This is a genomic window from Arthrobacter sp. P1_D4 (assembly GCF_056406115.1).
Map to the genome: position 1 here is coordinate 31,195 of NZ_JBFUAU010000001.1, position 13,660 is coordinate 44,854.

The 13,660-nt window shown below is 68.7% G+C and carries 11 protein-coding genes and 1 pseudogene; 3 read left to right on the forward strand and 9 right to left on the reverse strand.

Annotated features, from left to right (window positions below; translation table 11 throughout):
* Nucleotides 1-241 precede the first annotated feature (241 nt).
* The 6 genes from AC1D0A_RS00160 to AC1D0A_RS00185 form a co-directional block, all read right to left on the reverse strand.
* Entirely contained in the window at nucleotides 242-1,543 is a 1,302-nt protein-coding gene (locus tag AC1D0A_RS00160) for an RNA polymerase sigma factor (RefSeq protein ID WP_476944922.1), read from the reverse strand.
* 22 nt (nucleotides 1,544-1,565) lie between these two features.
* Complete coding sequence (locus AC1D0A_RS00165) at nucleotides 1,566-1,907, reverse strand: YciI family protein (RefSeq protein WP_476944923.1); 342 nt, start codon at nucleotides 1,905-1,907, stop codon at nucleotides 1,566-1,568.
* Nucleotides 1,908-2,021: 114 nt separating this feature from the next.
* Complete coding sequence (locus tag AC1D0A_RS00170; RefSeq protein WP_043436435.1) at nucleotides 2,022-3,026, reverse strand: Ppx/GppA family phosphatase; 1,005 nt, start codon at nucleotides 3,024-3,026, stop codon at nucleotides 2,022-2,024.
* A gap of 93 nt (nucleotides 3,027-3,119) precedes the next feature.
* Nucleotides 3,120-3,563: an SseB family protein gene (locus AC1D0A_RS00175; protein ID WP_028277718.1), complete on the reverse strand. Its 444-nt coding sequence runs from the start codon at nucleotides 3,561-3,563 to the stop codon at nucleotides 3,120-3,122.
* 115 nt (nucleotides 3,564-3,678) lie between these two features.
* Nucleotides 3,679-6,417 (reverse strand): type I DNA topoisomerase, encoded by a 2,739-nt coding sequence (gene topA, locus AC1D0A_RS00180; RefSeq protein WP_028277717.1) that lies wholly within the window; start codon nucleotides 6,415-6,417, stop codon nucleotides 3,679-3,681.
* Nucleotides 6,418-6,632: 215 nt separating this feature from the next.
* Nucleotides 6,633-7,316, reverse strand: coding sequence for an ArsR/SmtB family transcription factor (locus AC1D0A_RS00185; protein ID WP_476943096.1), 684 nt, complete (start codon nucleotides 7,314-7,316; stop codon nucleotides 6,633-6,635).
* Nucleotides 7,317-7,506: 190 nt separating this feature from the next.
* On the opposite strand from AC1D0A_RS00185, the pseudogene AC1D0A_RS00190 reads away from it, so the two are divergent.
* Nucleotides 7,507-8,655 (forward strand): annotated as a pseudogene (locus tag AC1D0A_RS00190) (MFS transporter); the annotation flags it as partial.
* 138 nt (nucleotides 8,656-8,793) lie between these two features.
* Here AC1D0A_RS00190 and AC1D0A_RS00195 read toward each other — a convergent pair.
* On the reverse strand, nucleotides 8,794-10,473 hold the full coding sequence (locus AC1D0A_RS00195; RefSeq protein ID WP_476944924.1) for a DUF7059 domain-containing protein: 1,680 nt from the start codon (nucleotides 10,471-10,473) through the stop codon (nucleotides 8,794-8,796).
* A gap of 92 nt (nucleotides 10,474-10,565) precedes the next feature.
* Nucleotides 10,566-11,345 carry a MerR family transcriptional regulator gene (locus AC1D0A_RS00200; RefSeq protein WP_243182134.1) on the reverse strand — a complete coding sequence of 260 codons (780 nt, stop codon included), beginning with the start codon at nucleotides 11,343-11,345 and terminating at the stop codon, nucleotides 10,566-10,568.
* Nucleotides 11,346-11,561: 216 nt separating this feature from the next.
* Here AC1D0A_RS00200 and AC1D0A_RS00205 point away from each other — a divergent pair, with 216 nt between their 5' ends.
* A complete protein-coding gene (locus AC1D0A_RS00205) occupies nucleotides 11,562-12,020 on the forward strand; it encodes a hypothetical protein (RefSeq protein ID WP_476944925.1) in 459 nt (152 codons plus the stop codon).
* A gap of 109 nt (nucleotides 12,021-12,129) precedes the next feature.
* A complete protein-coding gene (locus AC1D0A_RS00210) occupies nucleotides 12,130-12,675 on the forward strand; it encodes a DUF6023 family protein (RefSeq protein WP_476944926.1) in 546 nt (181 codons plus the stop codon).
* Between the two features lie 34 nt (nucleotides 12,676-12,709).
* Here AC1D0A_RS00210 and trhO read toward each other — a convergent pair whose 3' ends face one another.
* Nucleotides 12,710-13,603 carry an oxygen-dependent tRNA uridine(34) hydroxylase TrhO gene (trhO, locus tag AC1D0A_RS00215; RefSeq protein WP_476943139.1) on the reverse strand — a complete coding sequence of 298 codons (894 nt, stop codon included), beginning with the start codon at nucleotides 13,601-13,603 and terminating at the stop codon, nucleotides 12,710-12,712.
* Nucleotides 13,604-13,660 lie beyond the last annotated feature (57 nt).

Consider the following 13,660-nt stretch of genomic DNA (forward strand, 5'->3'; position numbering starts at 1 on the left):
GATTGCCAGCGAACACACAGGGAAAACTCGCTGCGCACCCATGATCGGCCATTATCTTTGAAAGTGCCTCAACAGGTGCGAGTGATGATAGCCGGTTCCCCCGGAGCCGGCGGTGCGCCGGGCGATTTGCAGCAGAGTTCCCCCAAGTCCTGCTCCAGATCGCCCGGCCCTACTCTTTTAACCGGCGTGAACGGGCCCGTCACGGGGCGCGGCCCGGCCCTGCTTTCTAACCGTCTGCTTTCTAACCGTCTGCGGCCCCGCCGAACACCGGGCTGCGAAGCTTGCCTTCCAGGAACCGGCGTTCCGCCGCGCTGCCGGCAAGCGCCAGCGCCCGCCTGTAGCCTTCGACGGCCTCCGGATAGCGGCGCAGGCGCACCAGGAAGTCTGCGCGGACGGCGTGGAAGAGGTAGTAGTTGTCCAGTCCCAGGCCCTCGACCGCCGCCAGCCCGGCAACGGGCCCGCGGAGCTCTGCCAGGGCCACGGCGCGGTTCAGCGCCACGACAGGACCCGGCGCGACGGCCAGGAGCTGGTCATACAACTGCAGGATCTGCGCCCAGTCGGTGTCCCCGGCGGTCGCGGCGTCGCTGTGGACGGCGTTGATCGCCGCCTGGAGCTGATACGGTCCGGGCCGGTTCCGGCGCAGGCACCGGCGCACCAGCTCACGGCCTTCGGCGGCCAGGGCGCCGTCCCAGTGCCCCCGGTCCTGGGCCGCGAGCAGCACCAGTCCCCCGTCGGGCGTGAATCGCGCGGCGCGGCGGGACTCGATGAGCAGCATCAGCGCCAGCAGTCCCGCCGCTTCCGGCTCGTCCGGCATCAGCGACGCCAACAGCCTGCCGAGCCGGATGGCTTCCGTGCAGAGCTCCTCACGTTCCGGACCGTCGGCGGGGCCCGCGGTGTAGCCCTCATTGAAGATGAGGTAGACCACCGCCAGCACCGATTGCAGCCGTTCGGGCAGGTCGGCGCCCTGCGGGACCCGGTAGGGGACTTTGGCATCCCGGATTTTCGCTTTGGCCCGGACCAGCCGCTGCGCCATGGTCGTTTCCGGGACCAGGAAGGCCCTGGCGATTTCCGCCGTCGTCAATCCACCCAGAAGCCGCAGCGTCAGCGCCACCTGGGCGGACCCGGCCAGGGCAGGATGGCAGCACGTGAAAATCAGCCGCAAAGTATCGTCGTCCACGTCCTCGACCCCTGACTGCTCCGCCAGGAACTGCTCTTCGGCGGCCGGCGCGGGTCCGGCCCCGGACCGCGCCGCCGCGAGCAGGGCCGCCTGTGCGTGCTTGTCCTCGCGTGAGGCTTCCCGCCGCAGCCGGTCAATCGCCCGGTGCCGTGCCGTCGTGATGATCCAGCCAGCCGGGCTGGGCGGGACGCCGGCCGAGGGCCAGTGCTGGACCGCCGCGGTAAAGGCATCCTGGACGGCGTCCTCGGCAATATCGATGTTCCCGAACGTCCGCGTCAGAACGGCTACGGCGCGGCCGTACTCGCGCCGGAACACCCGGGCGATGTCCGCCTCGGTCGCTGCCTCATCTCCACGGCGCTCACCCACACCGGCACCCCCGACCCGGCGGCTAGTGCTGGAACGGACGGATTTCAACGGGAAGTGTGGTGGCGCCGGCCAGCTTCCTTGCCCAGCCAAGGGCCGCGTCCAGATCCTCGGCCTCGATCACGGTGAATCCGCCGAGGTGCTCCTTGCCTTCGGTGAACGGCCCGTCGGTCACCAGGATCTCGCCCCCGTTGGGCCGCAGGACTGTCGCGGACTCGGCCGGGTGGAGACCCCCGGCGAACACCCAGGCCCCCGCCGCCTGCATTTCATGGTTCAGGGCCGCCAGGTCACGCATGATGGGTTCGAGGAACTCAGGGTCCGGGGCGGGGCCGTCCGGCTGGTAAATGCTGAGCAGGTACTGCGTCATTTCGGGTGCCTCCTTGTCGAATCAGCCGGCGCCGTGCCGGCCTCTCAGCAATTACACGATCGTGGACGCTCCGGATCGACACAGTCGCGACTTCCGCCACTGGTCCAAGCCGTCTCAGAGAGCCTTTTCCGGCGACTGGAGCCGCGCCGGCGGTTGCTCTGCCACATGCGGCGCGGGATCGATCGGCCCCTCAAACACAAGCTGGTCCAGGCGGCGGAGGATGAGTCCCTCACGCAGGGCCCACGGGCAGGTCACCATGCTGTCGAACTTGAACATTTCCAGTGCCGCTTCCGCGACGAGGGCGCCGGCGAGGACCTGCGGCGCGCGGGCCTCGGAGACGCCGGGCAGGTGGAGCCTGTCCCCTATCTCCATGGCCGAGATCCGCTGCGCCCAGAGCCCGAGGTCGAGGGCCAGCAGCTCCCGCTTGACGTAGGGCCCGGCGCCGCTGGGGGCGGCCCCGGCAATCCTGGCGAGGGACCGGAAAGTTTTGGACGTGCCCGCGACGAGGTTGGGCGGGCCCAGCTTCTCGAATTTGCGCACCGCGGGTTTGAGCGTGGAGCGGATGTAGCGGCGCAGCTCCTTGATGCTCTTGGCCGAGGGCGGGTCCTCGGGCAGCCAGTCGCGTGTCAGCCGGCTGGCACCGAGCGGAACGGACATTGCCAGCTCGGGCAGCTCGTCCTGTCCGAGGGCCATCTCGAAGGAGCCGCCGCCGATGTCCAGGTTCAGGATGGGCCCGGCACCCCAGCCGTACCAGCGCCGGACGGCAAAGAAGGTCATGGACGCCTCTTCGCTGCCCGTGAGCTCCCGGAGGGTGACGGTGGTTTCATGTTTGACGCGGGCCAGGACGTCAGCGCCGTTGGTGGCCTCGCGGATGGCCGAGGTGCAGAACGCGAGGAGGTCGTCGGCTTTGTGCTTGGCCGCGAATTCCCACGCCTCGAGGACGAACTCGACCAGTTCATGCTGCCCGTCGTCGTCAATGTTGCCGTCGTCGTCGAGGTACTGCACGAGCGACAGCCGCCGTTTATGCGAGGCGTAGGGGACCGGCCGGGCGCCGGGATGGGCGTCGACCAGCAGGAGATGGACAGTGTTGGACCCGATGTCGAGGACGCCTAGACGCATGCTGCCATTATTCCCCCCCACGGAGCGGCCGGCCTAGCTGCGACGGCGGTATTCGCGAAGAATACCGCCGTCGCAGTCTGGCCGATCGGGGGCCTAAGCCGGGTCGGCAGTGCCGTCAGCGGGCTCGTCGGTGGGCTTGAAGTCGCGGCGGATGTTGGCCACGCCCTCCGGGTCGATTTCAAAGCCGTAGGCGGCGCCGGGGTTGATCACCATGCCGAGCTCGGCGCCGAGGTTGCCGATGATCGCGGCGCCCTGCGTGCCCAGCACGTTCGGCGCGGCGGCGAGATACTGCTCGGTGACGCGGCTCGGGTGCGAGAAAACGGCCAGGACGGGCTTGCCGGAGGAGTTGGCGAGGACCAGCGGCTCCACCTGCGAGTCGGGGCCCTCGAGGGCGTCGGAGCTGACCACATAGACCTCGTTGTTGAGGAAGGCCAGGATCACGTCCACCGGGTTGGCGTCCGGCTGCTCCCCCCGGGCGAGCTGCTCCTCGAGTTCGTTCAGCGGCTGGTTGTCCAGGTGTGCGGGCTGTTCAGTCATATTCCTACTCGATCACGTCCACGGCCGGTCCGCAAACGCAAAATCGCCGGAAACCTGCGGATTCGCCGGTAATCTCCGGCGAATCGGCAGGTTTCCGGCGATTTCGGCGTGCTGCCTACTTCTTGGCCGGGGCCTTCCGCGCGGGCGCCTTTCGGGCCGTCGTCGTGCGCTTGACCGGGCCCTTGGCCCGCTTCTCCGCGAGGAGTTCGACGGCGCGTTCCCGGGTCAGCTCCTCGATCGAGGTGGTGCGCGGCACGGTGATGTTGGTGATGCCGTCGGTGATGTACGGGCCGAACCTGCCTTCCTTCACCACGATGTTCTTCTCCGAGACCGGGTCCGGTCCGAATTCGGCCAGCGGCGGCACGGCGGCGCGGGCGCCGCGCTGCTTGGGCTGCGAGTAGATCTCCAGCGCCGCCTCGAGCGTGATCGTGAAGATCTCCTCTTCGGAGCCGATGGATCGGGAGTCCGTGCCCTTCTTCAGGTACGGGCCGAACCGGCCGTTCTGCACCGTGATCGGGTTGCCGTCGGCGTCCTGGCCAAGCACGCGGGGCAGGCTCATGAGCTGCAGCGCCTCGTCCAGCGTGATGCTGTCCACGCTCATGGACGCGAACAGGGACCCGGTGCGCGGCTTGGCCTTGACGGGCTTCTTCGGCGGCTTGGGCTTGCCGTTCTTGTAGTACTCAACGGGCTGGTTGGCCAGCTGTTCCTCGGTCATCTCCGGGATGATCTCGGTGACGTACGCGCCGTAGCGGCCGTTCTTGGCCACGATCGTGTGCCCGGTGTGCGGGTCCGCGCCGAGGACGCGCTCCTCCGGGGCGGCGGTCTCCATGAGTTCAACGGCTTTGGCGGCCGTGAGCTCGTCCGGGGCCAGGTCCTCGGGGACGTTGGCGCGGGCTGCCTCAACCACCTCGCCGGTCTCGGGATCCACCGTCGCGGTGGAGCTTTCCAGGTACGGGCCGAACTTGCCGACCCTAAGGGTGATCGCGTCCGTGATCGGGATGGAGTTGATCTCGCGGGCATCGATCTCGCCGAGGTTGTTCACGATGCTCAGCAGGCCGGGCTCGGAGTCCTCACCGAAGTAGAAGTGCTTGAGCCACGCGGGTCCGGCCGCCTGGCCGTTGGCGATCTTGTCCAGGTCCGCTTCCATGTCGGCGGTGAACTCGTAGTCCACGTAGTCGTGGAAGTGCTGTTCGAGGAGCCGGATCACGGAGAACGCGATCCAGCTCGGGACCAGCGCAGAGCCCTGCTTCCGGACGTAGCCGCGGTCCTGGATCGTGGAGATGGTGGAGGCATAGGTCGACGGGCGGCCGATGCCCTTCTTTTCCAGCTCCGCAGTCAGCGAGGCTTCGGTGTAGCGCGGCGGCGGCGAAGTCTCGTGGCCGACGGCGACAATGTCGCTGGCAGTGAGCGCGTCGTCCTTGGCCACGTTGGGCAGCCGGCGTGCTTCCTCGGACTCGTCGTCGCCGCGGCTTTCGTCCTTGCCTTCTTCGTAGGCGGCGAGGAAGCCGGGGAAGGTGATGACGGTGCCCGACGCCGAGAATTCGGCATCGCGGCGGTCGGCCGGGTCGCCAACGGTGACGGCGCCGAGGCGGATCGTGGCGGTGGAGCCCTTAGCGTCAGCCATCTGCGAGGCGACCGTGCGCTTCCAGATGAGCTCGTACAGGCGGAATTCGTCACCGGAGAGCTGCTGGGCCACCTGGGCCGGGGTGCGGAAGGAGTCGCCGGCGGGACGGATGGCCTCGTGGGCTTCCTGCGCGTTCGCTGCCTTGCCGCTGTAGACCCGCGGCGACTGCGGCACGTACTCGGGGCCGTACAGCTCGGAGGCCTGGCGCCGGGCGGCCGTGACGGCCTCGTTGCTCAGCGCGGACGAGTCCGTACGCATATACGTGATGTAACCGTTTTCGTAGAGCCGCTGGGCCACCTGCATCGTGCTCTTCGAGGAGAACCGCAGCTTGCGGCCGGCCTCCTGCTGCAGGGTGGAGGTGGTGAACGGCGCCGCCGGGCGGCGGGTGTACGGCTTGGTGTCGACGGAGCGGACGCGGAAGTCGGCGTCCTGCAGCCCCGCCGCGAGCGAGGTGGCGAGTTCCTCGTTGAGGTGGACGGCGTTGCGGGAGGTGAGCTCGCCGTTGTCGTTGAAGTCCCGGCCGCTGGCGACCTTGGCACCGTCGACGGCGGCGAGTTTGGCTTTGAAGGAGCCGGAACCGGCGCCGAACTGGCCGGTGAGGTCCCAGTAGGAGGCGGCCTTGAAGGCCATCCGCTCACGTTCGCGGTCCACCACCATGCGGGTGACGACGGACTGCACGCGGCCTGCGGAGAGGCCGCGGGCCACCTTGCGCCACAGCACCGGGGAGATCTCATAGCCGTAGAGCCGGTCCAGGACGCGCCGGGTCTCCTGGGCGTCGACCAGGTCCTGGTCGACATCGCGCAGGTTGTCCATGGCCCGGTGGATGGCTTCCTTGGTGATTTCACCGAAGGTCATCCGGTAGACGGGAACCTTGGGCTTGAGCACTTCCAGCAGGTGCCACGCGATGGCCTCGCCCTCGCGGTCCCCATCGGTTGCGAGATAGAGAGCATCGGCGTCTTTGAGCTGCGCCTTGAGCTCGGCGACCTTCTTCTTCTTGTCCGAGGACACCACGTAGTAAGGCTTGAAGTCGTTGTCGATGTCGACGGCGAACTTGCCCAGCGGGGTCTTCTTCAGTTCCGCGGGGAGCTCCGAGGGCTGCGGGAGGTCGCGGATGTGACCAATGGAGGCCTCCACTATGAAGCCTTCGCCGAGGTACTTGGCGATGGTCTTGCTCTTGGCGGGAGACTCCACAATCACGAGTTTCTTGCCGGTTTTGGCCTTGCTTGGCACGGTGCTCCTACAGAAAAAGGTGGCTCGGGCAGATGCGCCCATACCCGCCTAGTTCACCATATTTTGCAGAATCCCGCGCATCCGGCCGGAAATGACGGCCCGGCGGACGCGGCTTCCGGCCGCAATAGGGCCACGTGCCGGCCGGCCCCTGCGCGGGCCCCGGATGCGGTTCGGCGCCGTGCCCGCGACCGGTTCAGGCCCTCCCGGCGGCGGGCTCAGTCCTTGCCGGCGGCGGGCTTGCCGGCGGCGGGTTTGGCGGCCGCCGGGCCGCGGTCGTCCGGAATCATCGACCACATCGTGGCCATACGTTCGGCGCCTTCGGGCAGGTGGTCCGGATCCTCGAGTTCGTAGTCCCGCAGCAGGTCGAAGATCCGCCGCGTCAGTTCGGCGCGCTGGTCCGGCGTCAGGTACAGCAGATTGCTGGCCAGTACCACCGAGGACGGTCCGTCGGCGGTATCGCCGCTCTCGCGCCGGGCGTTGCGGGCCGTGGCGTAGGCACGGACCCGGCGGCGGTAGGCGTCGAGCTCGAGGTCCAGGACGGCGAGTTCGGGGCTGGCCACTCCCCCCAGCGAGTGGATGGTGAAATCTGTACCGGCGGCCTGCCAGCGCCGCTCCCGGGCATCCCCCGCGGTGGCGGCGGGAATCACGATGCCCCACTTCTGCAGTGCCCGCAGGTGGTAGCTCATGGCACTGGGAGTCAGCCCGGTCTGCGCGGCAAGCTCGGTGGCCGTCCGGCTCACCTGCGTGGAATACAGTTCGGAGATGACCTCCAGCCGGGCGGCGTGGGCCAAGGCACGGATCGCCTTCGGGTCGGTGATTTCCACTTGCTTCTCCGGACGGTGCCGGCGCCTGGTGGCCGGCGGAGCCATTGACTCCGCCGTCGGGGTTTCTGCGTTCACTCCTCCAGTGTATCCAGCCCCGCCAAACTATGAAAGAAATGCTTGACATTTGTTTTGCCGACGGACTAGGTTCCTTTTTATGAAACATACACTTCATAAATTGCCGGCACCCGCAACCGGCGCGCGGCCCCTGTGGCGCAACCGCGACTTCCTGATTGCCGGCACCGCCCGGTTCGTGGCGACGGCGGGGATGGGCGCCGTCGTCGTCAGCGTCATGCTGCATCTGCAGAACGCGGCCGCCGCCGGCGAAACTCCTGTCGCCGGGCCCTGGCTCGTGGCCGCGTACCTGCTGTGCTCAGCGCTGCCGCTGGTCCTCCTGGCCCCGTGGGCCGGCCGGCTCGCCGACACCATGGATTCGCGCACGCTGGCGACGGCGAGTTCGGCGGTCAGCGCCGCCACCGTCGCCGGCATGGGGCTTGGCATGCAGTACCTGGAGAACTATCTGCCCGTGCTGTTTGCCATGACGTTCCTGCTCGACGCGGCCCAGTCCGTGGCCAGCCCCACCTGGCAGGCCCTGCTGCCGCGGATCGTCGGAGAGGACCGCACGCCCCGGGCCATGGGGACCATGCAGGCGACCATCATGATCGCGGGGATGGCAGGTCCCGCCGCGGGCGGCCTGCTCAGCGGCTGGGGCGGGACCGGGCTGGTGTTCACCGTGGCCAGCGGCTGCTACGTCGCCATGGGGCTGGGCGCGCTGCTGATCCGCACCCGCCGCGGCACGGCGGCCGAACGTGCCGGCCAGGCGAAGCCCGCGCTGCTGGACGGGCTGCGCCTGATCCGCCGGGACAGCCTGGTCTGGGCCCTGGTCCTGGGGGCGATGTTCTTCATCGTCGTCGGCGAAGCCACCAACGTGCTCGAGGTGTTCCTGGCCCGCAACGAACTTGGCGCCACCGAAATCCAGTACGGCCTCCTGTCCGCAGCCTTCGGCCTCGGCATGGCGGCCGGGGCCGCGATGGCCGGCAGGATCAGGACGCCTCGGGTCCGGCTGCGCGTGCTGCTGGCCGCCATGACCGGAGCCTCGGCGTGCCTGGTCCTCACCGGGATGGTCCCGAGCGTGGAACTGCTTTTTGTGGCCTACACAGGGACGGGAGTGGCCTGCGGCGTCCTGAACGCCTGTTTCGGGGCGATCGCGATCCTGCGGATTCCGGAGAGCGGGCGCGGCCAGGCGATGGCGATTGTCGGCGGGATGACGCGTGCCGTCTCCATTGGCGCGCTGGCCCTGGGCGGCCTCCTGGGCGCCCTGGTGCCGGTCCGCGTCAGCTTCGTGCTCACCGGCGCCGTCGGTGCCATGGTGGCCCTCGCCCTCACGGCGTACGTCCTGCCGCGGTTCGGCCGGGAGGACTCCGCCGCCAACACTCCTGCGGCGGCCATGGCGGCGGCCGGGGCGGCGGCCGGGGCCGCGGCGGACGCGGCGGACGCGGCGTTGCCGGCCAAGGCCGCGGCGGAACCGCCGATGGCGGGGGCGGCCGCGACGGTATCAGGCAGGCAGCAGGAAGCCGTCGCGGACGAGGTTCCCGACTTCCTCGAGCAGGCCGGCGCGGAACTCCGCGCTGTCAAACCCCTCGTAGCCGCCCAGCAGCGCCTCGAGGGCGCCGATGATCTGCCCGACGGACAGGTCGCCGTCGCACGCTGAGACCAGGCCCGCCAGCTCGGTACTGAGCAGGTTGGTGCGGCGCAGCCCGGCACCCTGCCGCAGCAGGATGACGCCGGGGTGTTCCGCACCGGGGCGCTGGTGCCGTTCTTCGGTGACGTCCTCCGCGACCAGCAGGTGGGCGGCGGCCAGATCATGGCCGGCCAGCCAGTCGGCACGCTCGACGGCGGCGCCCAGGTGTGGCCCTACCGGCTGTTCGATCGGGTAGGTGATCTCCTCGAAGCGCGACAGCACCCGCCGGGCGCCGTCGGCAGGCCTCCGCAGCAAGATCATGCCGAAGCCGATTCCGGCCACATCGCGCGAGGCGAAGTCGTCCAGGTAGGCCGCGTACGAGTCCTCGTAGAGCCGGCGGTCGCGGCTTTCCGAGGCGTCCTGCAGCCAGGTCTCGGCGTACTGCTCGGGGCCCACCTGCTCGCGCTGGATGAACCAGACGTCGGTGGCCGGGCCGGCCCAGCTCTGGGGCCGGTCCGCCCAGCCGGCGCCGGCCGTGATCTCCCAGTTGCCCAGAAGCTGGGCCGTTCCGCCCGGGGCAAGGACCGAGGCCAGTGCGCCGACCAGCGAGGATACAATCTCGTCCCCCGGCAGGCCGCCGTCGCGGTACGTGAACTGGTCCGTGGCGGTCTCGCCCAGGCTGCGGGGGGTGATGACGAACGGCGGGTTGGAAACCACCAGTTCGAACTCCTGCCCCGCGACCGGGTCCAGCAGGGATCCGAGTCTCAGGCTGACGCGGGCGTCAAGGTCGGCCGGGTCCAGGTGCAGCTCGGCGGCGTTGAGCAGCAGGTTGAACCGGGTAAACGCCAAGGCGCGTTCGGAGATGTCCGTGGCGGTCACGTGCTCGGCGTGGTGCAGCAGGTGGAAGGTCTGGATGCCGCAGCCGGTGCCGAGGTCGAGGGCCCTGGCAACATGGCGGCGGGCGGTGACCTGGATCAGGGTGGTGGAGGCCTGCCCAATCCCCAGGACGTGGTCGTGACGAAGAACGCCGGCGCGCTGGTGGGCTGCGAGGTCGCTGGCCACCCAGAGGTCTGCTCCGCCGGCACTGGTCCCGTATTCCCCCACGGTCGGGTCCCAGCCGTACGGCCTGAGGTCCACCCTGGCCTGGACCAGGTCCCCGCCCGCAGGCTCCACGAGCCCAAGTTCCGTTAGGCCCTTGGTACGGATGCCGGGGAGGGCGGCGTCGAGTCTCGCCGCGGGCTGCGGTTCAGACAGAAGCCAGAGACGCACGACGCCGGCGAGCGCCGCCGTTGCCGGCTCCCCGAGGGAACGCCCGGTGACGATCAGGGCCGGGATGAGCTGGTCCCGGCCCAGGGCCGAGTGCGCGGCCTCGCCGAGCAGCTCCGCAACCCCGTCCACGGTGTAGCCAATCGCACGCAGGTCCGCGGCCAGGGCCTCGAGCAGGCCGGGGAGGTCGCTGCGCGGAGCGTCCGGGGTGTTGCCGGCCGTGAACGGGGCTGCGGGAGCCTGCGTTGAACGAGAGGGTGCGGCGGGGCCTTGCGCTGAGGAAGTCACCGGACAAGTTTAGTCCCGGGGCCGCGCACGGGCGTGGGACCTGGGTTGGCCCCCGTCAGCACTGGGGCTGGGGCTGGGGCGTGCGGGTCCGGCTAGAGCTCGGTTTCGGCGTAGATTTTCAGGGCGTCCCGGACGAAGGCGGCGCCGTCGGCACCGCCGTAGTTGGCCGCGAACCTGGGATCGGCCACGTACATCTCGCCGAGCCCCGTCACGTACCCCTTGATGTCGCGACCTGCCGCCGGGCTGCCGCCCGCTGCGGGTGACGCCGGCGTGCCGGGGATTCCCCTGAGCCATTCGACGTGGCGCCGGGCCAGGTCCTGGGCCTGCGCGCTGTCCGCCGGGACTCCCGACGCCGCAGCAGCCCTCCAGTCGGCACCGAGCTGCCGGGACTGTTCCGTCCAGGCAGCCTTCTCCCCGGCCCCCATGCTGCGCCACCAGGCGTCGGACTTCGCATAGGCGTCCTTGCCCCACCGCTGCTGGACTTCCTCCTGGTACTTGGTGTGGTCGAAACCGTCGAACATTTCCTCCGCCATGATCTTTCCTCCCGTTTGCAATGCCTCAATGGTGTGACGGACCGCGGCAATCTGCCGCCCCAGCCTGTCCTGTTCCTGCAGCAGCCACGCCAGGTGCCTGCCCAGTGCATGCTCCGCGTCCGCCTCGTTGCCGAGCACGTCCGCGATCGCCGGCAGCCCGAGCCCCAGGTCGCGCAGGAGCAGGATCCGCTGCAGACGGACCAGGGATTCCTGGCCGTAGTACCGGTAGCCGTTGTTGCCGGTGCGGCTCGGCCTGAGCAGGCCAATGTCGTCGTAGTGACGCAAAGTTCGGCCGGTGGTGCCGGCCAACTTCGCGATCTGCTGAACGGACCAGTCCATGCCTCCACCCTTCTGCTCCTTCGAGGCCCGCGTTCCCTGGACCTCCGCTGTGACCGTGCCGACCGGCCGCTGCCGGCCATCGCTTCCGGCCGTCGCTTCCGGTCATCGCTTCGACTCTAAACTTTGACGCAGCGTCAAAGTCAAGGACCGCAGGGAGAGGGTGCCCGGGATGTCGGCGCGGCCGGCGGGGAGCCTGCGAGACGGTAAGTTTGAGGCATGGTTTTCCCTTCCTCCCACGTCCCGGCTGCCCGTCTGGCCCGGCGGACGCTCAGCGGCGTGGCCGCCGCCGTCGTCGTACTGGCTGCAGCGGCATGTTCCCCGGCCGGTTCGATTGAGGGCGCCGATGTCCCGGCGTGGCAGGCCACCGCGCTGCCCTCCGCCCCGGGAACAGTGCTGGAGGATGCCGGCAAAATCCTGAACCGGGATCCGATCGTCCGGACCGCGTCCGGCGTGCCTGCCGGCACCTACACCTTGACCATGACCTGCGACGGCGGCGGGAAGGCGTTCTTCGCCGTCAGCCTGGACGGCAGCCAGCTCGCCGAAGCCGGAGCCGCCTGCAACGGCAGCCGAGAAACCGCCCGCATCAAAGTGCCCGCCGCGGGCAAGGTCACGCTCAGCACGTCCAGTGTGGATGCCCCGCTTCTCTACGCGTACCACCTGGCGGCGTCCGAGTAGCACCCGCCGCAGCCCGGTCCTCGGCGACCTGCCCGGCGCCCCTAAAGGCCTGTCCGACCCGGACCTTTGGCCTCTGGCGTTTGATTCCGGGCCGCCCTAATCTCAAAGTATGCCAACTGTGCCGGCGAGCAAGGTGCCGCGACGGCGCACCCCGGCGGCCGCCGTGGTGCTTTCAGTTGCGGTATTTCTCGGCACGGTCCTGTCCGGTTGCGCCTATGAATACAGCGCCGACCACTGGGACGATGAATCGACCTCGGCTGCCGCCCCGCCGACCACTGACGCCGCCCTGCCCCAGGACCCCCATCTCAACGAGCCGGTGACGGGCGAGGAACTGGATAACTGGGTCGACACCGTACTGCCCGACGCCGAGGGACAGGTCTTCCAGACGGGTTTTGGGACGCTGGAGGCCGACGAGGAGCGCAAAGAGGCTACAGCCCAGCTGCCCAAGGGTACTTACGCCCTGACCCTCGCCTGCCGGAGCACCCGCCGCGTGTCCTTTTCCATCGAGAACGGTGAAAACGAACTCGTGGACCTGAGTCTCCGGTGCGGGACGTCCAGGGTGAACGTGGTGCAACTAGCCGCGGAGGCGTCGCTCTCCATCAATGTGGATGCGAACGCACCGGCAAACTTTGCGTACCGGGTGAGCCGCATCTGAGGGTTCCCGGCCGGCCAAATGTCCGGTTCGTGCCTCAGGCGGCGCAGCCCTCGGGGCACCGCAGGGTGTCAGGGCTCGCGGCGCACCCGGCGCAATAGAGCGTCAGGGTCCGGCAGGACGGATTCGAGCAGTTTTCGAACTTGCTCGTAGGTGCCGAGCAGCGGACGCACTCGCCGATCGTCTTGGCATCCCCGCTGAACTCAACGTGCATGCGCTTGTCGAACACATACAGGGAGCCCTCCCACAGTCCCTGGTCCTTGAAGGCCTCGCCGTAGCGGACAATGCCGCCGTCAAGCTGGTAGACCTCCTTGAACCCGCGGTTCACCATGAGGCTCGACAGCACCTCGCAGCGGATGCCGCCGGTGCAGTAGGTGACAACCGGCTTGTCCTTGAGGGCGTCGTATTTGCCGGAGTCGAGTTCCTTGATGAAGTCGTGGGTGGTGGCGACATCGGGAACGACGGCGTCCTTGAACTTGCCGATCTGGGCCTCGAACCCGTTCCGGCCGTCGAAGAACACGACTTCGTCGCCCTGCTGTTTCTTGGCTTCTATGAGTTCGTGGAGTTCCTCGGGTTTGAGGTGGGTTCCGCCGCCCACCACTCCGCCGGCATCGACTTTGAGTTCGCCCGGGGCGCCGAAGGAAACGATTTCCTCCCGCACCTTGACGCTGAGCCGCGGGAAGTCCGCCGCGCCGCCATCCGACCACTTCACGTCGATGCCTTGGAAGCCCTTGTACTCGCGCGTGGTTTTGACGTACTGCTTCACGGCGTTCAGTTCTCCGCCGACTGTGGCGTTGATGCCGTCCTTGGAAAGGATGATGCGGCCGGTTAGTCCGAGTTTTTCGCACAGGGCGCGCTGCCAGAGCCGGACGGCGTCCGGGTCAGGCAGGGGGGTAAATCCGTAAAAGAGCACAATCCTGTTCAAAGCCACGCTTTTAAGGGTACTGGCTGGGGCGGGCGGCCGGGCGACAGTCACAATTGGATAAGC

Bases quoted from the DNA above. Each gene is read 5' to 3' on its own strand.
- AC1D0A_RS00205 (WP_476944925.1), top strand. From the start codon at position 11,562: ATGGTTTTCCCTTCCTCCCACGTCCCGGCTGCCCGTCTGGCCCGGCGG.
- AC1D0A_RS00170 (WP_043436435.1), bottom strand. From the start codon at position 3,026: ATGCGTCTAGGCGTCCTCGACATCGGGTCCAACACTGTCCATCTCCTG.
- AC1D0A_RS00210 (WP_476944926.1), top strand. From the start codon at position 12,130: ATGCCAACTGTGCCGGCGAGCAAGGTGCCGCGACGGCGCACCCCGGCG.
- AC1D0A_RS00165 (WP_476944923.1), bottom strand. From the start codon at position 1,907: ATGACGCAGTACCTGCTCAGCATTTACCAGCCGGACGGCCCCGCCCCG.
- AC1D0A_RS00200 (WP_243182134.1), bottom strand. From the start codon at position 11,345: ATGGACTGGTCCGTTCAGCAGATCGCGAAGTTGGCCGGCACCACCGGC.
- AC1D0A_RS00175 (WP_028277718.1), bottom strand. From the start codon at position 3,563: ATGACTGAACAGCCCGCACACCTGGACAACCAGCCGCTGAACGAACTC.